The following is a 20,338-nucleotide window of genomic DNA, read 5'->3' as shown; positions in this document are numbered from 1 at the left end:
CCTATGTCTCTCCTGCCCCACCAGCTCGAACTCCTGTCCCCGGCGCGTGATGCCGATATCGGCATCGAAGCCGTCAATCATGGCGCGGACGCCGTCTATATCGGCGGCCCGGCCTTTGGCGCGCGCGCGACGGCAGGCAATGACATCCGCGACCTGGAGCGGCTGATCAAGCATGCCCACCGCTTCGGCAGCCGCATCTTCATCACGCTCAACACCATCTTGCGCGACGATGAGCTGCAAGGCGCGCGCGATATGGCCTGGCAGATCTACAACGCCGGAGCCGATGCACTGATCATCCAGGACATGGGTCTGCTGGAGCTGGACCTGCCACCCATCCAGCTGCACGCGTCCACCCAGACCGATATCCGCACGCCCGAAAAGGGCCGCTTTCTGCAGGACGCCGGTCTGTCGCAGATCGTGCTGGCGCGCGAGCTGGACCTCAAGCAGATTGCCGCCATGCGCGCCGCGACAGACCCGAGCCGCACCACCATCGAGTACTTTGTGCATGGCGCACTGTGCGTGGCCTATTCGGGCCAGTGCTTCATCAGCCATGCCCATACGGGGCGCAGCGCCAATCGCGGCGACTGCAACCAGGCCTGCCGCCTGCCCTATGAGGTGACGGACGCCAGCGGCCGCATCATCGCGCATGAAAAGCATGTGCTGTCCATGAAGGACAACAACCAGAGCGACAACCTGCGTGCGCTGATCGATGCCGGCGTGCGCAGCTTCAAGATCGAGGGCCGCTACAAGGACATGGGCTATGTGAAGAACATCACGGCCCATTACCGCAAGCTGCTCGACGAAATCATCGAAGAGCGCGAGTTCTCCGATCAGCCGCTGGCGCGCTCGTCGTCAGGCCGCACCACCTTTTCGTTCGAACCCGATCCGGACCAGAATTTCAACCGCGAGTTCACCGACTACTTCGTCAACGGCCGCAAGGATGACATCGGCGCCTTCGACACGCCCAAGACGCCGGGTCGTGCCATCGGCTGGGTGACCCAGGTCGGCGACAAATGGTTCGAGATCGAGACCAGCGACAAGGCCACCGAGCTGCACAACGGCGACGGCCTGTGCTACTACGATCTGCAAAAGGAACTGGTGGGCGTGCACATCAACCGTGCCGAATGCGTGAGTACCAAAAAAGGCATCTGGCGTGTCTTCCCCAAGAACGAGATTGCCGAGTTCAAGGACCTGCGCAAGGGCCTGGAAATCAACCGCAACCGCGATATGGACTGGGTGCGCACACTGGATAAGAAGTCCAGCGAACGCCGCATCGGTCTGTGGGCCGAGTTCAAGGAAACCGCTTCAGGCTTCGCGCTGACGCTGACCGATGAGGACGGCTTTGTCGGCTCGGCCGTCATTGACCAGGAACACCAGAGCGCTACCGATGCCGCAAAGGCCCAGGTCTCTCTGCGCGAGCAACTGGGACGCTTTGGCGCCACGGTTTTCGAGGTGAACGATATTTCGCTGAGCCTGGGCCAGCCCTGGTTTGTCCCGGCATCGGTGCTCAACCAGCTGCGCCGCGATGCCGTTGCCGCATTGGAGCAGGCCCGCGCCGACGGCTTTGTGCGCCTGCCCCGCGCCAAGCCTGTGGAGCCACCCGTGCCTTTCCCTGAAGACACGCTGACCTATCTGGCCAATGTCTACAACCAGAAGGCCCATGACTTCTATGTCAAACATGGCGTGAAGATCATCGACGCCGCCTACGAGAGCAAGGAAGAGGAAGGCGAAGTCTCGCTGATGATCACCAAGCACTGCGTGCGCTTCTCGATGAGCCTGTGCCCCAAGCAGGCCAAGGGCGTGATCGGCGTCAAGGGCACCATCAAGGCCGAGCCGCTGCAGCTGATCAACGGCAAGGAAAAGCTCACGCTACGTTTTGACTGCAAGCCCTGCGAAATGCATGTGGTGGGCAAGATGAAGAAATCGGTGCTCAACCAGCATGCCAGGGAAATGAAGGAGTCACCCATGCAGTTCTATCGCACGCGCCCCACACCTCAGCAGCCTTCCTGAGCGCGCGCCAATACCCCAAAAAGGCCCGCCACCGGCAATGGTTGGCGGGCTTTTTTACAGACGCAGAACCACTGGTGAAAACCCTTGGTTTAATCCCTTCAAGCAAATCGTCTATTTTTTAGGCAATCCGTGCAAAGCACCATCTGGCGCGGGTTTCAGGGCTTGAAAGCATAGTTTTCCACAAGAGCGTCCACATGATGCGGGGATAAAAACTGAGGCTTCCACCACACACAACTGTATGCATTAACAGTTGCAAGAATCAGGACCGAACACGCGCCAAGGTCTCGACCGGGGACAGCTTTGCACAAGCCTCTTCGAGCAGCCTTGCCACCGCCGGCACCAGGGTGCTGAAACTGGCGAACCCATGCAACATGCCTTGCGCACGCAAGCAGGCAACGGGCACGCCGGCCTGCTGCAGACGCTGGCCAAAAGCCTCGCCCTCGTCGCGCAATATGTCCAGCTCCGCCGTCACCAGCACTGCGGCAGGCAGGCCCGCGACATCGGGGTACTGCATGATGGAGGCCAGGGGATGCGCTGGCATGGCAGGGTGATAGTGCTGCCACATCGCGGCCATGGCTTCGGTGGTGAGAAACGGCATCTGCCCGTATAGCGCATGCGATGGCGCATTCATATGCGCATCGCAGACCGGATAGAACAGCAGTTGCCGGGCTATGCCTTTCCAGCCCTCCTCCTTCGCGCGCAGACAGGTGGCGACGGCCAGATTGCCCCCCGCACTGTCACCCGCCACCATCAACTGCCGCGCATCGCAATGCAGCTCGGCCGCATGCAGTGCCACCCAGCGCGTGGCGGCATAGGCATCGTCCAGCGCGGCAGGGAAGACATGCTCGGGAGCCAGGCGGTAGTCGACCGACACCAGATTCATGCCGGTCAGGCGCGCCAGATGGCGGCACAGATTGTCATGCGTGTCCAGCGTGCCTATGCACCAGCCGCCGCCGTGGAAATAGACCATGACCGGCGCCGCCTCTGCGGAGCCGGGACGGTACAGGCGCAGCTTCAGCGGCTGGCCATCGCCGCCGGGAATGTCGATCTCGCGCACCTCATGCATGGGCAGGTCGGCAGGCGGGAAAGCCATGTGGTCCATGAGCTTGCGGATTTCGGGCACCGGAGTGGTCACGAAATCCATGGATGGAGCATCCTTGAACTGCTCCAGCACGGCTGCCATTTCGGGGTGTATCGGCATCGGGACTCCTTGAAGTTGATGGAGCGCGCCCGCTCGGTTCTGGCCGGGCGCAAGGTGGCAGTCAGGCCGCCAGCTCTTCGGTCTGGTGATGGATGTAGTCCTGCCACACCGGCTTGCTCATTTCCTGCCTGAAGCGCGACTGCGACCAAGGCCAGGTGTTGGGCACCCCGTTTCGGTCCAGGTACCAGCTGCTGCAGCCCGAGCCGAAGACCGAGCCTTTGGCGGCCTCCAGGCGCTCACGGTCGTACTGCGCCAGTGCTTCGGGCCTGGCCGATAGCCCTGCCACACCCGCTTGCTCGCCGCGTTCTATCAGCTGCGAGATATAGCCCCACTGCATTTCCGAGGTATCGATCAGCGAGAAATTGCCCACGGGAGAGGTCGGCCCGTTCATGAAGTAGAAGTTGGGAAAGCCAGGCACCGAGATGGACTTGTAGGCCGTGGGCACATCGCTCCAGGCATGCTCCAGCGTCGCAGCGTTCAGACCTTTCACATGCATGGGGCGCACATAGCGGTCGGTCTTGAATCCCGTTGCCAGCACGATGATGTCCACCTCGTGCAACACCCCGTCGCTGGTTCGCACGCCGCTTTTCTCGACCTGGGCGATAGCTTCGGTAATCAGCTCGGAATCCGGCTGCTGGATCGCCTGGTAATAGTCGGGCGAGTAAATCAGACGCTTGCAACCAGCACGGTAATGGGGCTGCAGTTTTTGCCGCAAGGCGGCATCGGTCACCGAAGCATCGAGGTTGTCCTGGCAGATTTTCTGGATTTCCTGGATCTGCTCCGAATCCGGATCCAGCACCCCTTCGGTAAAACGCTCCACATTGGCCATATAGGTGGGTTCGCGCTGCAGATAAACCAGCAGATCGCGGTTGCTGCGGAATTCGGCACGCTGCTCTTCGCTGAAAGCTGGATTCTCGACCGGGAAGATCCATTGGGCAGTGCGCTGAAAATGCCGTACCTTGGCACGCGATGCGAGTGCCGAGACGATTTGCACGCCTGTCGATCCGGTGCCGATGATGGCGATCCTCTTGCCGTCCAGCGGTATCGAATGATCCCAGCGCGCACTGTGGATCAGGTTCCCCCCAAATTCCTCCAGCCCCTTGATTTGCGGATAGTTGGGGTGGTGCAGCACACCTGTGGCGGCAACCACCACCTTGCCCTGGTATTGCTTGCCATGCTGATCCTGCAGCGTCCAGGCCTCGCCCGTCCATTCGGCACGCGTGACCTCGGTATCGAATTGCGAAAAATCGACAATGCCGTATTTCCGGAAAACACCTTCGAAATACTGCTGAATCTCGGCTCCGGGCGGAAGCACCCTGGACCATTCGGGATTGGGCTCGAAAGAATAGGTATAGGCGTGCGATGGCACATCGCAAGTCAAACCTGGATAGGTATTATCTCTCCAGGTTCCGCCCAATGTTTTCGCCTTTTCCAGAATAATGAATTTCTTTCCACTATTCTTCAGATGAATGCCTGCCAGAATACCGGACATTCCGCAGCCAATCACAATGACATCATATTTCATTGGAAATCCTTAAATAGCAATGACCTTGGCTGCGGAAAACCCGCCATCCACCGGGAGATTGACCCCGGTAATAAATGAAGACATATCGGAAAGCAAAAATGCCACGGCATTGCCGACCTCTTGCGACTTGCCCGCCCGCTTGAGCAAATGCATGGCCTCGAAAGCCTGGCCCACGGGCTGCTCATCGAGCATGATGGTCATGGGCGTATGGATATAGCCGGGGCTGATGCTGTTGACCCGCACGCCGCAGGGACCGAGCTCCGCGGCCAGACTGCGCACCATCTGGATCACCGCCCCCTTGGAGGTGCAATAGGCCAGATTGCTCGGGTTGCCCAGCATGCCGTTGATGCTGGCGATGGCGACGATGGAGCCCTGGCGTCGCTGTTTCATGTGGCTGGCCACGGCACGGGCACTGAGCATGGTCCCCGTCAGATTGACCTGCAGCACCTGCTCCCACTCCTGCAGCGCCATGCTCTCCAGATCGCCGACACGCGAGATGCCAGCCGAAGTCACCAGCCCATCAATCTGTCCGTAGCGGTCCAGCATGGAAGCCACCAGCTCTTGGGTCAGCTTCTCGCTGCTCACGTCGAGCCTGCGAAACTCGCAGCCCTGCGGCAGATCCTGGCTTTGCTGCAGATCGGCACACACCACCCTGGCGCCGCTGGCGGCCAGAACCCGGGCAGTGGCCAGGCCGATGCCCGACGCACCGCCCGTGACCAGGATCACTTTGTCTTTCAAACCACTGATGAATGGATTCATTTCAAGCCTCAATACAGACTGACCGCCACCACTTGGCGATGAGGATTGAGATTCTTGGTTCTTTCCAGATTCAAATCACTCTGAATTTTCCTCTTTACAAAAACAGTTTGTGTTTACAGTCCCTGGTGAAAACCATTAATCCATTTGGACGTACTGTGCCCGGTCTTTTTATATGTCAAGCAGGTTTTTTCAGTGACCCAATCAATATGGACTGTAAACACTGCCAATAACTGTCAAGCGGGAATTCGCGGGAAATATCGACAAGCCGGCAATGCTTTAATCCACTCATATTTAGCCAATGAGGAAATCATGAAAATTGCTGTCATCACCGGCGCAGCCAGTGGAATTGGTGCAGGCCTTGCCAAAAAAGCCGTCGCCCTTGGAATGCAGGTCGTGGTTGCCGACCGCGACCAGGCGGGTCTTGAGAAAGTCGTGCTGGAGTTGGGAGATCAGGCATTGGCCGTGGTCACCGATGTCACCAGTCAGGCATCGCTGGATGCATTGGCCGACAAGGCCTATGCCGCTTTCGGCCAGGTCGATCTGCTGTTCAACAACGCAGGTGTGCTGAGCACCGGCAATAGCTGGGAGATCAGCGATGCCAGGTGGCAGCAGGCCTGGCAGGTCAATGTCAACGGCATCGTCAACGGCCTGCGCGCTTTTGTGCCGCGCCTGCTCAAGGCGGAGCGGCCTGCCCGCATCATCAACACGGCATCCGTGGGCGGCTTTCTACCCAGCGCCATGATGACGCCCTACTCTGCCACCAAGTTTGCGGTGGTCGCGCTGACCGAAGGCCTGGCCGGCGAACTCGCGGCCATCAATCCGCAGATCAAGGTCTCGCTGCTGGCGCCAGGCCCCGTCAAGACCGCCATCTTCCGGGAAGCACCTGATGCAGCTTCGGCGCAGTTTCACGGCATGATGACCCATATGCTCGATGAAAACGGCCTGGACACCGAAGAGTTTGCAGAGCGCGTGTTTGCAGCCATCGAGCGCGGTGAATACTGGATCGTGCCCCAGCCCGAGATGCTGGATCCGCTGCTCAAGGCCCGCAACAAGCTCATCGAAACCCGCGCCGACCCGGTCCTGAGCTGGGCGCGCGAGACCGCGTGAAACCAGGGCCGGCCTTGCCCGGCCCTGACAGCCCATGCAGTGAGAGGCCAGAGATCATCCGCCCCAGAGCTCCCTGGCCAGTTGCTCGAACTGGCGGCGCATCACGTTCTTCTGCACCTTGCCCGTGGCCGTGGACGGAAAGGCCTCCACGAAATGCACCAGCTTGGGCATCTCGAAGCCGCTGAGGTGATGGCGGCAATGGGCCAGAATCGACTCCGAGTCCACCTGCGTGCCCGGCTTGCGCATGACAAAGGCACAGACTGCCTCACTCCAGTGGGGATGCGGCAGGCCGAACACGGCAGCGGCCGCCACTTCCGGGTGAGCCAGCACCACGGCTTCGACCTTCACGCTGGCGACGTTTTCACCGCCGGTCTTGATCATGTCCTTCTTGCGGTCGATGAACTCCATGCGGCCCTGCCCATCCCACATGCCCAGATCGCCGGTATGGTGCCAGCCGAACTTCTGCGCTTCGGCCGTCGCCCTGGGGTCCTTGAAATAGCCGAGCATGGCATTGGGGCCGCGATGCACGATCTCGCCGATCTGGCCCGCACCCAGCAGATTGCCATCGTCATCCATGACGGCGGTCTCGCAGGTGCTCAGCGAGCGCCCCCAGAAATTGGCATCGCATTCGGCATTGAGCAGCGGGTAGAAAGTCATGGTGGCCGGATAGATCTCGGTCTGCCCCGTGGCCAGGGAGATATTGCGGCACATGCGCTGCGCAATCTGGGCGATCAGGGGCTTTGGAATGGGCGCCATGGCATAAATGCAATGCCGTATGGTGGTCGGCGCAAAACCCGGATCGGCCAGGACCGCCGCATACATCAGGGGCAGTCCGACAAAAATCGTTACCCCCTCCTTGATGACCAACTGCCCCACCTCGGCCGGCACGAACTGCCGCGTCAGCACGGTGCAGGCGCCTGCCGCCAGCGCGGTCTGCACCAGCGCATGCTGGGCGCAGTGGAACAGGGGAAGCCAGCCGCTGAGCACATCGGCCTCGCCATATTTCATCTCGTCGATATTGCCCTTGACCGCCGCATACACCGAGAGATGGGAATGCACCACGCCTTTGGGATTGCCCGTGGTGCCGCTGGTATACATGAGCAAGGCGGCCTGGTTGTCGTCGATATCGACCTCGGGCAGGGTGTTGGCCTGCCCTGCCTCGGCCTGCGCCAGAGACAGGCCAGACAGCCCTTGCTGCACTTGCTGCACTTGCGGCTGTTGCACGCGCGCAATGATGAGAGGCAGTTGCAGCTGCTGCAAAAGCTCGGCCAGTCCTGGCAGGGCCAGCAACTCCTGATCGACCACCACTGCCGACACCTCTGCATGCCGCAGGATGTAGTCGATGCTCGATACCTCCAGCTTGATATTGACGGGCACCCACACCTGCCCTGCTTTGTGAATGGCGTTGCAGGCCACCACCATGTCTATGGAATTGGCGCACAGCATGCCTATCTGCTTGCCAGGCCCCAGCGTTGACAGCAGATAGTGCGCGAAACGCGAACTTCGCGCATCCAGCTCGGCATAGCTGATGCGTTCGGTGCCATCGACCAGCGCCGTTCGACCGCCGAACTTGCGCGCCGTGCGGTAGAGCAGATCACCCAGCGCAATGCGCCGGATGCGCCGTGCCTCCTTCGTCAGACTCATCTCGATCATGGTTTGTCTCCTTGATAGTGTGCAACCCGGAACCCATAACCCACGCTTTTTCTTGTTGTGTCTCCCAGAACGTGCTTGCGATCTCCTCGCGCCCCGACAGAGGCTTTGCGGGATGGGATGCAAGGGGGCGGCCCCCACGCGCGCGATACCGCAGCAATAGCCGTGCTATTGCGAGGATTCGCGCGGCCGGCGAGGCAACGCCGCAGACCGCCCCTGACCGGGCGGGCGCAAAGCCCCTGTCCCAAAGGGTTGGCGCGAAATCGGGCGATTTGCGGTGCGCTGACTCTTGCTTGCACCCCGGTGCAGGCAGCGAGCCATCGCTTCGAACTCATCCCGATGGCACTCCAACGCGGCGGCGTAGTGATCGTAGGCACGTTCTAATCCTGCTGCGGCATTGCCATGGCGGCGGCGGCAACCATGGGCGAGAGCTGGCCCTGCGCCCCGCCGTCACAGGCAATGACCGTGCCGGAGATATAGCTGGCCGCTTCGCTTCCCAGAAACATGGCCAGTTGGGCAATATCTGCAGTCGTTCCCATGCGCCCCAGCGGCACCATGGCGCGCACCAGCGCATCCCCCTCGGCACCTTGCGGGGCCAGGCGGCGCATGCCTTCCGTGCCCTCGATGGGTCCGGGCGAAATGGCATTCACACGAATTCCCTTGGGCCCCCACTCCAGCGCCAACACACGCGCCAGATGGTCCACTCCCGCCTTGGCGGCGCAGACATGGGCCTGGTACATCATGGGCACAGTGGACTGCGGTGCGGTGATGAAGATCAGGCTCGCCCCGGGCTGGCGCAGATGCGCCAGAGCCTGACGCGCGACATGGAAGCTGCCCAGCAGATCGATGTCCACCACCACCTTGAAGGCATTGGACGACATCTGCTCCGCAGGGGCGAGAAAGTTGCCGGCTGCGCCAGACACCAGCACGTCGACCGGCCCATGGCAAGCGACGGCCTGCGCCAGCGCCGCGCCCACCGCGTGCTCATCGCGCACATCGGCCACCACGCCGAAGGCCTGATCGCCCAGCGTCGCCAGGGCTGCATCCACATTGGCCTGCTTGCGGCTGACGACCGAGACCCTGGCCCCGGCCATCGCGTAGTTCTGGGCAATGCCCAGGTTGATGCCGGTAGTGCCGCCAAACACCATCACGTGGCGGCCCGAAAAATCGAATTGCACATTCATGGAAGGCACTCCTCTGCGCGCAGCAAGGCTTTCTGGATCTTTCCTGCCGGGGTCAGCGGCAACTCGGTGCGAAACACCAGCTGGCGCGGCAGCTTGTAGTCCGCCAGTTGCTGGCGACAATGTGCGAGCAGTGCCTCCTCGTTCACGCTGGCACCGGGCCTGGTGACGATGTAATAGCGCCCCACCTCGCCCAGCACAGGGTCCGGCACGCCGATGCCGGCCACCATCAACACGCCTGCATGACTGGCAATCACGCCCTCCACTTCGCTGGGATAGACGTTGAAGCCGCCCTGTATGAACATGTCTTTTTGCCGCCCCTTGAGGTGGATCAGGCCCTGCTCGTCGACCAGTCCCAGATCACCCGAATGCAGCCAGCCGCCGGCAAATACCTCTTCGTCCTGCTGCTGCCCCACATAGGCCGGAATCACGCCAGCACCGCGAAACCAAAGCTCACCCACCTCTCCGGCCCGCAGCTCCTCGCCATCGGCCCCGGCCACGCGCAGCTGTGCCCCTTGCAGCGGCTTGCCTATGCTGTGAAGCAGGGCTTGCTGATCTGCCTGCCAGGGCGTCATCGCAATGGCCCCCGAAGTCTCGGACAGACCGTAGAGATTCATGATGCTCACGCCCGCAAACTGCTGCTGCAGCCGCTGCAGCAGCACTGGCTCCACATTCGAGCCGCCCACCACGATCAGGCGCAGCCGGCTCATGTCCACCTCGGCCAGAAGCGGATGCATGAGCAGCAGCGTCAGCATGGTCGGCACGCCCACCAGCCAGGTCGGAGGGTGCTTTTGCGCCATCCTCAGCAAGGCTTCGGGGCTGAACATGGGCACCAGCTCGCAGCAGCCGCCCGCCAGCAGCATGGTCAGTACCCCGCAGGTAATGCCGCCCACATGGTTGAGCGGCATGGCCAGCTGCACCACATCGTCCGCCGCAGCCCTCACATGCGCATGCTGCGCCAGCGCCGAGCCCAGCTGGGAGCGGTGCGTCAGCCCTGCGGCCTTGGGCCTGCCCGTGGTGCCCGAGGTGTAGATGATCATCAGCAGGTCATCCGGTGCAGGGCCGGGGCCTGCAGGCGGGACTTTTGCGCCGGACTGCAGCGGCTGCTCGAATCCTTCATCCACCCACAGCAGATGCTCCAGCACCGCAAGACGCTGACGGGCCTGCGCCAGATAGCTCTGGTAGTCGAAGCCGGCAAACTCGCGCGGTGCAAGCACGGCCTTGACCTGGCTGTCCTGCAGCATGAAGTCCAGCTCGGCATCGCGGTATCGGACGCTGAGGCCCACCACGACCAGCCCCGTCTTCGCCGCAGCCAGATAGCTCAGCACCCAGGGCAGACCATTGGGCAGAATGATGCCGATGCGATCACCGTGCCGCAGACCCAGCGAGGACAGATGAGCAGCCCAGGCGCCGACCATCACATCCACCTGCTGCCAGCAGTAGCTGCGCCCCTGGTCGATGTAGGCGGTCCTGTCTGGGTGCGCGGCCACGGTCTGCGCCACTGCCTGGGCCACGGTCCGGGGAGGAGTACAAGCGTTCATCTGCAAGCTCTCCACGATTCATGCTGCAAGATGCAGCATCTGCCTGGCTTCCCTGGGAGTGGCGACTTCACGCCCCACATCACGCGCATAGTGCGCCAGCTGCTCGATCAGCGGAGCGTTGGATGCTACCTTGCTGCCGTCCGGCAGATAGAAAGTGTCCTCCAGCCCGCTGCGCAGATGTCCGCCGAGCTCGGCCGTGCGCAGATGGGTGGGCCAGATTTCGCTGCGCCCGATCAGCGTGGTCTGCCAGGGCGCATCCTTGATCTTGAGCTTGAGCAGAATGGGCAGCAGATCGGGATCGGCCGGCATGCCCGACTCCACCCCCATCACGAAGTTGTATTCGGGCAGGCCCTGATACATGCCGGTTTCCACATACATGCCCACGCAGCGCACGATGCCCACGTCAAAGCACTCGAACTCGGGCAGTGTGTGGGTCTCGGCCATCACATCCAGAAAGTCCTGCACCTTGGCGGGCTGATTGTCGAACAGCATGGGCGGCCAGGCCCAGCTTCCGTCGCTGCGGGTTTTGAGATAGTTGAGCGAGCCCGCATTGCAGGCCGCCATCTCGGGTCGCGTGGCACGCAGACAGTCCAGCGGCCCCTGGTAATCGGGGCCAACCACGCCGGTGGTCTGATTGATGATCAGCTCAGGGCAGGCTGCACGCATGGCATCCACGCAGGCCCTGGCCACTGCCGGGTCCCAGCTGGGCAGATGCCCCTTGCCCTCTTCCTGGCGCCTGAAGTGCACATGCACCACGGACGCGCCAGCGTCATAGGCTCGGCGTGCTTCCTGCGCCAGCTGCTCTGGCGTCACCGGCACATGATGCTGATTCGGGTCGGTCAGCACCCCGGTAATGGAACAGGTAATAATGGCTTTATCGGACATATTGCTCCTTAAATAGAAGCTGAAAACGCCTTAGAAATAAGCGTTTCAGGCTGATTTCGCTCAAATTCCCCGACAACGACGACTGCCGCTGCGACAGCCGCGCTAGATACGCCACTGGCGCGCGGCAAGCTCTTTCATGATTTCCTCGGTGCCGCCGCCAATCGTCAGCACCTTGACTTCGCGGTAAATGCGCTCGCTCAGCGTGCCGCGCATAAAGCCCATGCCGCCCAGAATCTGCACCGCCGTGTCGGCGCAGAACTGCATGGTCTGGGTGGCGTGGTTCTTGAGCACACAGACCTCGCCCACCCAGTCCGCCCCGCTATCGCCGCCGTCGGCACCTGCGCAGACTGCGTTGATCCAGGCTTCGGTGCTGCGCAGGCGCTGCTGCATGTCCACCAGCTTGTGCCGTATGACCTGATGCTGATTGAGCGTCACGCCAAAAGTCTGGCGCTGCTGCGCCCAGGCCAGCGCCTCGTCATAGCAGGCCTGGGCAAAGCCCAGCGCAGCGCAGGCAATGCCCAGGCGCTCGCCGTTGAAGTTGTGCATGATGGCGCGAAAGCCCTCGCCCTCGACCCCGAGCAGATGACTGGCTGGCACGCGCACGCCTTCAAAGAACAGATGGGCCGTGTCCGAGCATTGCCAGCCCATCTTGTGCAGCGGGCTGCGTCTGAGCCCTGCGCTGTCCCCGGGCACCAGGATCAGGGAGATGCCGCAAGCACCTCTCTCCTCGCCCGTGCGCACCGCGACCGTGATCCAGTCGGCACGCATGCCCGAGGTAATGAAGGTCTTCTCGCCCTCGATCACATACTCGTCGCCCTCGCGCCTGGCCCTGGTGCGCAGCGCCGCCACGTCCGATCCACCGCCGGGTTCGGTAATCGCCAGCGCCGCGATCTTGCGGCCTGCCAGCACCTCGGGCACCACCTGCTGCTTGAGCACATCGCTGCCCAGAGCCACCACGGGCGGCAGGCCGATGTTGTGCGACAACAAGCTGGCCAGCACGCCGCCGCTGCCGCCGTGGCGGCACAGTGCCAGCCACAGGGCGGCGCGCAGGCTGTGCGTGGCCGCGGTACCGCCGAGCTCCTCGGGGTAGCCGATGCCCAGCAGCCCCAGCTCGGCGGCCTGGCGATAGAGCTGGCGCGGGAACTCGCCGGCCTCGTCCCAGGCCGTGACATGGGGAGCGATGTGCTCGCGCGCGAAGCGGCGCACGAGGTCATAGAGCATTTCGCGTTCGGCGGCATCCGTCATGTGGGTCCTCCAGGCATGGGCAGCAGTTTCAGCAGAACCTGGCCCGGCGCCACCTGCTGGCCGGCATGGACCAGCACGGCCTCCACCCGGCAGTCGGCCCTCACGCTCAGGCTGTGCTCCAGCTTCATGGACTCAATGACCACGACCACATCGCCGGCCTTCAGCACCTGCCCGTCCTGCACGCCCAGTTGCACCACCCGGCCGTTGAACGGGGCGCGCAGCTCTGCGGTCTGGCCCACTTCCGCTGCATTCTCCGGTGGAGCATAGCTTGCATCTTCGACCCACCAGTCCACGTCGCCTGCCTGCAGATGCCAGCGCGCCCCGCCCTGCCCGGCGGGCAGCTCCACGGCCTGCACGGTCTGGCTCAGGCCCACCGATCTCGCTCGCCAGCCATGGGCCAGCAACGCGTCGACCTGCAACAACGCAGGCTCGGCGCCGTGCCGCTGCAGCAACCAGCTGTCTTCGGTCTCGGGCCTCAGCACCAGCTCCTGCGTCCGCCCCCGGTGCTGCAGCTTGCGCAACTGGGCATAGCTGCAGGCCAGCGGCCCAGGCCTTTGGCCCACGGCGCACAACGCTCCCCAGTGCTGGTGTGCCAGGACTTCCTTGTCCCGCAGCAGCTGCTGCAAGCGTGGCGCATCGCTCGCCAGATAGGAGATCAGTGCCTGGCCCCGCCTGAACACCTCGTCGTTCAGGCACTCAATCAGAAAGGCGCGATTGGTCGGCAAGCCCAGCACCGAGAGGCTGCCCAGCGCATGAATCAGCCGGTCGATGGCTTGCTCTCGCGTTGGCGCATGGACGATCAGCTTGCCCAGCATGGCGTCGTAATAAGGAGTGACCTCGCTGCCGGTGTGCAACGCATGGTCAAAGCGCAGCGGCGCGCTGCTGAAGACGGCGGCCTCGGGTGCCGAGAAATGCCGCACCACGCCGGTATGGGGTTGAAAGCTTTCGTCTTCGGCGCACAGCCGCACTTCGATGGCATGGCCGTCGAGACGAACCTGCTGCTGCGTCAGCGGCAAGGCTTCGCCGCACGCCACGCGAATCTGCCATTCGACCAGATCAAGGCCCGTCAGTGCCTCGGTCACAGGATGCTCGACCTGCAGTCTGGTATTCATCTCCATCAGATAGAACTGCCGGCCTTCGACCAGGAATTCCACCGTACCTGCCCCCACATAACCTGCGGCCTTGGCCAGGGCCACGGCGCAGTTGCCCATGTGCTCGCGCTGCTCCGCATTGACGGCCGGACTGGGGGCTTCCTCGATGATCTTCTGGTGGCGGCGCTGAACCGAGCAATCGCGCTCCCCCAGATGAATCACATGGCCGTGCCCGTCGGCAAACACCTGCACTTCCACATGACGCGGGTGCATGACGGCACGCTCCACCAGCAAGTCACCATTGCCGAAGCCAGCCAGGGCTTCGGAACGTGCGCTGTTCAGAGCGGCATGCAGCTGCTGGGCACTTTCCACCAGCCGCATGCCGCGCCCACCGCCACCGGCCACGGCCTTGACCATGACGGGGTAGCCAATCATGGCTGCTTCGTCGGCAAAGCGCGCATCGCTCTGGTCATCGCCTTCGTAGCCCGACAGACAGGGCACGCCATGGGCCTTGGCCAGTTGCTTGGCAGCGGCCTTGCTGCCGAGCTGGCGGATCGCGGCCGGCGGCGGGCCAATCCAGATCAGGCCCGCTTGCTGAACGGCCTCGGCAAAGCCGGCATCCTCGCTGAGAAATCCGTAGCCAGGGTGTACGGCATCGGCCCCTGTCGCCTTGGCGGCTGCCAGCAGCTTGTTCACGTCCAGATAGCTCTGTGCCGATGTCAGCCCACCCAGTGCATAGGCCTGCGTGGACTGTTGCACATGGAGGCTTTGCGCATCCGCATCCGAGTACACCGCCACGGTCTCTATGCCCATGCGCCTCGCCGTGGCCATGATGCGCAGCGCAATCTCGCCACGATTGGCAATCAAAATGCGCTTCATGATGTGCCTCCTGCCTTGCAGGTCCAGGGAGCGGGCTGCTTGCTGGAAAAGGCCTTGAGCCCTGCCCCCGCTTCAGCGCTGCGCAGCGCACTGGCAAAGGCCTGCGCGCCCTGGTTAAGCGATGCATCCAGACTTTGCCCCCCAATGGCTGCCAGCAGCTTTTTGGTGGCGGCCACCGCCTGTGGTGCGGCCTGGGCGCAGATCTCGAGCTGCTGCTGCAGCTGGCTCTGCCAGTGGACAGCGTCTGTGGCCTGGATCACGGCCTGAACCAGGCCTGCCCGCTGTGCCTGACTTGCGGTCCAGCGCTGGCCGCCCAGCAGCCATTGACGCGCCAAGCCGTCGCCCAGCCGGCGCAGCACAAAAGGCGCAATCTGCGCGGGCACAATGCCCAGCGTCACCTCGGGCGTGGCAAAGACGGCCTGCTGATCCGCTACCACCCGGTCGGCCACGCAGACCAGCCCCACACCGCCGCCCATGGCCGCCCCCTGCACGGCAGCGATCAGCAGCTGGGGCAGCTCTGCCAGTTGCTGCAGCAGCTGACCAAACTCGCGGTTGACCTGAACCAGCGGGTCCTGCGCCCCCGCAGGCAGCGGCGAGCCTATGCTGCTGGCGAAGCCGCCCAGGCTGCCGCCCGCACAGAAATGCCCGCCGTTACCGCACAGCACCACCACGCGCAGCTGTGAATCCCTCTGCGCTCTGGCGGCGTGATCTCGCAAGGCCCGCACCAGCTCGTCGCTCAGCGCATTGCGGGTTTCAGGCGAGTTCAGACGCCACCATTCCACAAAGCCGTTGCCCAAGGGCAGGCGTTCGATTTCAAGCACCTGAGTCATGCGCCGCTCCTCAGTGCGCCTGGCGCTTGATCAGCCCCATGGTCTTGCCGATGATGCCCAGCATGACCTCGTCGGCACCGCCGCCTATAGAGCCCAGACGCCCGTCGCGGTACAGGCGCGAGACACGGTTGTCCCAGGTGAAGCCCATGCCGCCCCAGAACTGCAGACAGGTATCGGCCACTTCGCGCGTCAGCCGGCCCGACTTGAGCTTGGCCATGCTGGCCAGTTGCAGCGCATCCTGTCCCGCCATATAGATCTGTGCGGCACGATAGGTCAGTGCGCGCAAAGCCTCGACCTCGGTCTGCAGCTCGGCCAGCTTGAACTGCACCCATTGCTGATCGATCAGAGTGCTGCCGAACATCTGCCGCTGCTGTGCCCACTCGATGGTCTGCTGAATGCAGTCCTCCATGGCGAGCAGGCCGCTGGCCGAGGCCCAGAGCCGCTCCTCCTGAAACTGCTGCATCTGATAGATGAAGCCCTGGCCCTCCTGTCCCACCAGGTAGCGCTGCGGCACGCGCACCTCGTCAAAGAACAGCAGGCCCGTGTCCGAGGAGTTCATGCCGATCTTGCGCAGCTTCTGCGCCACTTCGACTCCCTTGGTCAGCTTGCCGCGTGGCCCCTCGCGCAGCGGCACCATGATGAGACTCTTGTTCTTGTGCACCGGCCCCTCGCTGGTGTTGACCAGCATGCACATCCAGTCCGCCTGAATGCTGTTGGTGATCCACATCTTCTGGCCGCTGATGACGTAGTCGTCGCCATCCTTGCGAGCATGGCTTCTGATGCCCGAGACATCGCTGCCCGCACCGGGCTCGCTCACGCCTATGCAGCCCACCATCTCCCCCGCAATGGCGGGAGCCAGGAACTGCTCGCGCAATCCATCGCTGCCAAAGCGTGCCAGTGCGGGCGTGCACATATCGGTCTGCACGCCAATGGCCATGGGCACGCCGCCGCAGCGGATATGCCCCAGAGTCTCGGCCATCATCAGGCTATAGGAATAGTCCAGACCCGAGCCACCATAGGCTTCGGGCTTGGTCAGGCCCAGCAAGCCCAGATCGCCCAGACCCTTGAAGACCTGGTGTGCGGGAAAGATTTCCTCTTCCTCCCAGCCGTCGACATAGGGATTGATCTTCTCGTCGATATAGCGCTTGAGGGTCTTGCGCACTTCCAGATGTTCGTGGGTCCACTGCATGGCTTGTCTCCGTCGGTCCTGTTTGGAAGGAAATGAAAAAATGCGGCACTACATGCGCGCGACCCCGAACTGCATGGGGCGCACCGCGCGCTGCTGCGCTTCGTGCAAGGTCTGCAGGCACAACGAAAGCACCGCGCGGGTGTCGCGCGGATCGATCACGCCGTCGTCCAGCAGCAATCCGCTGGTGACGAACGCATCGGCCTGGGCCTCGAAGATGGCCACGATCTGGTCGTACTGCTTTTGCATCAGCTCGGCATCGATCGGCAAACCCTTGCGTGCCATGGCGGCCTCGGTGACCTGGCGCATGGTGCTGGCTGCCTGTTCGCCGCCCATCACCGCCGTCTTGGCGCCGGGCCAGCTGAAAAGAAAGCGCGGCGCATAGCCTCGGCCGCACATGCCGTAATTGCCCGCACCGAAGCTGGCGCCGCACTGGATGGTGATCTGTGGCACGGTGGCATTGGTCACGGCCTGAATCATCTTGCTGCCGTGCTTGATCATGCCGGCCTGCTCGCTGTCCTTGCCCACCATGTAGCCCGTGGTGTTCTGCAGATAGATGATGGGATGACCGAGCTGGCACATCCATTGAATGAAGTGCGCGGCCTTGCTGGCACCTGCCACATCGATGGGGCCGTTGTTGGAGATCAGGCCCACGGCATGACCGCCGATGTGCGCCTGCGCACAGAGCGTGGCCGCACCGTAGCCGGACTTGAACAGCAGCAGCTCGGAGCCGTCCACCAGCCGCGCCATGACCTCATGCATATCCACCGGCTCGCGGTGGTGTGCCGGCATCAACCCCAGCAGTTCATCGGCGTCATAACACGGCTCCAAAACTCCTGAATCAATAGCAGTCTTTGCATATGCATCAGCCGTTTCAGGCGTGTTCCATAAAGATAGCTGAGACACCACGGCACGTGCCAGGCCCAGGGCATGGCGGTCGTCCTCCGCCAGATACTCGCCCAGCCCCGAGATACTGGTGTGCATTTCGCCGCCGCCCAGTTCTTCCTCGGTCGCGATCTCGCCGGTCGCCGCCTTGAGCAGGGGCGGCCCGGCCAGAAAGGCACGCGAGCGACCGCGCACCATGATGACCACGTCCGACAGGCCTGGCATATAGGCGCCGCCGGCCGTGCCCGAGCCGTGCTGCACGGTGATGACCGGCAGACCTGCCGCGGACAACCGCGCCAGGTTGCGAAACAAGGCGCCCCCCATCACAAAGCCCTCGACGCGGTAGCGCATGAGATTGGCGCCCGCGCTCTCCACCAGATGGATGAAGGGCAGCTTGTTCTGCAGTGCGATCTCCTGCACGCGCAGCATCTTGTCCAGGCCTTTTTCCTGGATGGCCCCGGCCTCTATGCCCGAGTCGCTGGCCACCACCATGCAGCGCACGCCGCTGACAAAACCGATGCCCGCCAGCATTCCGCCTCCGGGAACCGACTGGGCCGGGTCGTCCTGGTCCAGCATGAAGCCCGCCAGCGTGCACAGCGGCAGCCATGGCCTGCCAGCATCCAGCAGCAGCGCCACTCTCTCTCGCGGCAGCAACTGGCCACGTTTTTCAAACTGCGGCTTGGCCCGCTGAGATGCCAGAGCCGCCCGCTGCTCAAGCTCACGCAATGCGGCGATACGCCCCAGCGTGGCTGCCCGGCGCTGCTGCGCCAGCTCGCCACCGGCATTCCATTGGGATGCAAAGACGCTCATGACTGAAACACCTTGGGAGTCTGGTAGAGAGAAAATCCGTCAAATGCACGCACTGCGCCGCGCTGCTGCGCTTCGGCGCTGGCAGCCACCGGTCCCATGCCCATGCGCACCTGAGGACGGGCGCCGTCGACCCGCAGAACCGTGCCGCTGATGAAGCTGGCCGCCGGACTGAGCAGAAAGACCACGGCAGCGGAGACTTCGGCCTCGTTGCCAAAGCGCCCTGCTGGCACGGTTGCCGGCATCTTGCGCAACATGGCTGCAGCCTCGGGCGGGTAGTGGTCCATGCCGCTGGAGGCGATGTAGCCCGGCGCGATGGCGTTGACGCGCACACCCTGGGCGGCCCATTCCACGGCGGCGGTTTCGGTGAAGCTGACCATGCCCGCCCGCGCAGCGCCGCTATGTCCCATGCCCGGCATGGAGCCCCACATATCGGCCACCATGTTGACGATGGAGCCACCCTGCCGCGCCATGTGCTGTGCATAGCATTCGCGCGCCATGAGAAAGCCGCCGGTGAGATTGGTGTCCAGCACCGCCTGCCAGCCCTTGGCGCTAATGGACGCAAGCGGCGAGAGATACTGTCCGCCCGCGTTGTTGACCAAGGCGTCGATACGCCCGTGCTGGGTCAGTATCTCTTCGACCACGGCCTTGACTGCCGCCTCGTCGCGGATATCGCAGCTGTGACTGCTGGCTTGCGCTCCCAGCTGCGCCAGTTCGTCCTGCACGCTGCGCAGCTTTTGCGCATTGCGCCCCACCAGGGCCACAAGTGCGCCCAGCGCAGCCAGCTCATGCGCTATGCAGCGGCCTATGCCAGAGCCGCCACCGGTAACCACAACCACTTGCCCGGCAAACAGCGCAGGGCGAAAAACGGATTGGTACATCAGCTCTCTCCAATGAACAAGGCCAGAGATTGATCGGTCAGCGCATCCAGGCTCAGGCTGCCGCCCTCGGAAAACCACTGTGCGGTCCAGTTCAGTGCGCCGAAGATCAGCAATCGCGCGATCTCGGGACGGGCCTTGAGCTTGCCCGTGCGATGCAGTGCCTGCAGCACGGGCATCCATTGCGCTTCGTAGGCATCCTTTTGCGCGCTGACCTCCATGCGCTGCGCATCGCTGAGCAAGCGCCATTCGTAGAGCATCACGGGGATGAAGTCGCTCTCGCTGCCCACCATGATCTGCAGGTGGTTGCGCACCAGAGCGCGCAATCGTTCAACGCCATTGGCGCGTGCCCCCAGCGCTTGCAGCGCGGCGTTCTGGCTCTCTGCAGCCTGGGCCATTCCATCCTGCATCACCGCGTGCAGCATTGCTTCCTTGCTCTCAAAAAAGTAAAAGATGGACCCAGGCTGCATGCCTGCTGCAGCGGCAATGTCGCGGGTGCTGCTGCCGTGAAAGCCGCGCAGGCGGAACTGCCTGGCGGCGACACGCACCAGTTCGCTGCGGCGCGTGCTCTCATTGCGTTCCTCGGTGGACTTGGGCGGCCTGCCGCGTCCGCGTTTGACGATCGGAATTTCTTCATGAACTGCTTGCATGAGATGCAGCATATCGGTGTCTTTTATT

General features: G+C 63.0%; 16 protein-coding genes. 2 read left to right on the top strand and 14 right to left on the bottom strand.

Features of this window, described 5'->3' with window-relative positions; genetic code table 11:
• Nucleotides 1-3 precede the first annotated feature (3 nt).
• Entirely contained in the window at nt 4-2,010 is a 2,007-nt protein-coding gene (locus FSY59_RS03495) for a U32 family peptidase (protein ID WP_148728463.1), read from the top strand.
• A 259-nt stretch (nt 2,011-2,269) separates the two neighbouring features.
• Here the strand turns inward: FSY59_RS03495 and FSY59_RS03490 are convergent, their stop codons facing one another.
• From FSY59_RS03490 to FSY59_RS03480, 3 genes are all read right to left on the bottom strand, one after another.
• Nucleotides 2,270-3,211 carry an alpha/beta hydrolase gene (locus FSY59_RS03490; protein WP_003056447.1) on the bottom strand — a complete coding sequence of 314 codons (942 nt, stop codon included), beginning with the start codon at nt 3,209-3,211 and terminating at the stop codon, nt 2,270-2,272.
• A 61-nt stretch (nt 3,212-3,272) separates the two neighbouring features.
• Complete coding sequence (locus FSY59_RS03485; RefSeq protein ID WP_043372093.1) at nt 3,273-4,736, bottom strand: NAD(P)/FAD-dependent oxidoreductase; 1,464 nt, start codon at nt 4,734-4,736, stop codon at nt 3,273-3,275.
• A 9-nt stretch (nt 4,737-4,745) separates the two neighbouring features.
• Nucleotides 4,746-5,495, bottom strand: a complete 750-nt coding sequence (locus FSY59_RS03480) for an SDR family NAD(P)-dependent oxidoreductase (protein ID WP_148728462.1) — start codon at nt 5,493-5,495, stop codon at nt 4,746-4,748.
• A gap of 309 nt (nt 5,496-5,804) precedes the next feature.
• Between FSY59_RS03480 and FSY59_RS03475 the strand changes: the two genes are divergently transcribed.
• On the top strand, nt 5,805-6,602 hold the full coding sequence (locus tag FSY59_RS03475; RefSeq protein ID WP_148728461.1) for an SDR family oxidoreductase: 798 nt from the start codon (nt 5,805-5,807) through the stop codon (nt 6,600-6,602).
• Nucleotides 6,603-6,656: 54 nt separating this feature from the next.
• On the opposite strand, the gene FSY59_RS03470 is transcribed toward FSY59_RS03475, so the two are convergent.
• The 11 genes from FSY59_RS03470 to FSY59_RS03420 form a co-directional block, all read right to left on the bottom strand.
• Nucleotides 6,657-8,255 (bottom strand): class I adenylate-forming enzyme family protein, encoded by a 1,599-nt coding sequence (locus FSY59_RS03470; RefSeq protein ID WP_148728460.1) that lies wholly within the window; start codon nt 8,253-8,255, stop codon nt 6,657-6,659.
• 377 nt (nt 8,256-8,632) lie between these two features.
• Nucleotides 8,633-9,436, bottom strand: coding sequence for an SDR family oxidoreductase (locus FSY59_RS03465; protein WP_148728459.1), 804 nt, complete (start codon nt 9,434-9,436; stop codon nt 8,633-8,635).
• On the bottom strand, nt 9,433-10,974 hold the full coding sequence (locus FSY59_RS03460; protein WP_148728458.1) for a class I adenylate-forming enzyme family protein: 1,542 nt from the start codon (nt 10,972-10,974) through the stop codon (nt 9,433-9,435). Before FSY59_RS03460 ends, FSY59_RS03465 begins: the two co-directional genes overlap by 4 nt.
• An 18-nt stretch (nt 10,975-10,992) precedes the next feature.
• Nucleotides 10,993-11,859 (bottom strand): 3-keto-5-aminohexanoate cleavage protein, encoded by an 867-nt coding sequence (locus FSY59_RS03455; RefSeq protein WP_050871794.1) that lies wholly within the window; start codon nt 11,857-11,859, stop codon nt 10,993-10,995.
• Between the two features lie 102 nt (nt 11,860-11,961).
• Nucleotides 11,962-13,104, bottom strand: coding sequence for an acyl-CoA dehydrogenase family protein (locus FSY59_RS03450; protein WP_003056459.1), 1,143 nt, complete (start codon nt 13,102-13,104; stop codon nt 11,962-11,964).
• Nucleotides 13,101-15,074, bottom strand: a complete 1,974-nt coding sequence (locus FSY59_RS03445; protein ID WP_148728457.1) for a biotin carboxylase N-terminal domain-containing protein — start codon at nt 15,072-15,074, stop codon at nt 13,101-13,103. Before FSY59_RS03445 ends, FSY59_RS03450 begins: the two co-directional genes overlap by 4 nt.
• The gene (locus FSY59_RS03440) at nt 15,071-15,904 is read right to left on the bottom strand and encodes an enoyl-CoA hydratase/isomerase family protein (RefSeq protein WP_003056461.1); all 834 of its coding nucleotides are present in this window, start codon (nt 15,902-15,904) and stop codon (nt 15,071-15,073) included. Before FSY59_RS03440 ends, FSY59_RS03445 begins: the two co-directional genes overlap by 4 nt.
• Before the next feature lie 10 nt (nt 15,905-15,914).
• Nucleotides 15,915-17,093 (bottom strand): acyl-CoA dehydrogenase family protein, encoded by a 1,179-nt coding sequence (locus FSY59_RS03435; RefSeq protein WP_148728456.1) that lies wholly within the window; start codon nt 17,091-17,093, stop codon nt 15,915-15,917.
• 48 nt (nt 17,094-17,141) lie between these two features.
• The gene (locus FSY59_RS03430; RefSeq protein WP_148728455.1) at nt 17,142-18,785 is read right to left on the bottom strand and encodes an acyl-CoA carboxylase subunit beta; all 1,644 of its coding nucleotides are present in this window, start codon (nt 18,783-18,785) and stop codon (nt 17,142-17,144) included.
• Nucleotides 18,782-19,663 carry an SDR family oxidoreductase gene (locus tag FSY59_RS03425; RefSeq protein WP_148728454.1) on the bottom strand — a complete coding sequence of 294 codons (882 nt, stop codon included), beginning with the start codon at nt 19,661-19,663 and terminating at the stop codon, nt 18,782-18,784. Before FSY59_RS03425 ends, FSY59_RS03430 begins: the two co-directional genes overlap by 4 nt.
• Nucleotides 19,663-20,310 (bottom strand): TetR/AcrR family transcriptional regulator, encoded by a 648-nt coding sequence (locus FSY59_RS03420; RefSeq protein WP_232536133.1) that lies wholly within the window; start codon nt 20,308-20,310, stop codon nt 19,663-19,665. Before FSY59_RS03420 ends, FSY59_RS03425 begins: the two co-directional genes overlap by 1 nt.
• Nucleotides 20,311-20,338: the final 28 nt, after the last annotated feature.

The sequence above is a fragment of the Comamonas sp. Z3 genome (assembly GCF_008121565.1).
In the GTDB taxonomy this organism is placed as follows: Bacteria; Pseudomonadota; Gammaproteobacteria; order Burkholderiales; family Burkholderiaceae_C; genus Comamonas; species Comamonas brasiliensis.
The sequence above is the reverse complement of the archived record's forward strand: the minus strand, read 5'-3'. Positions and strand labels throughout refer to the sequence as shown.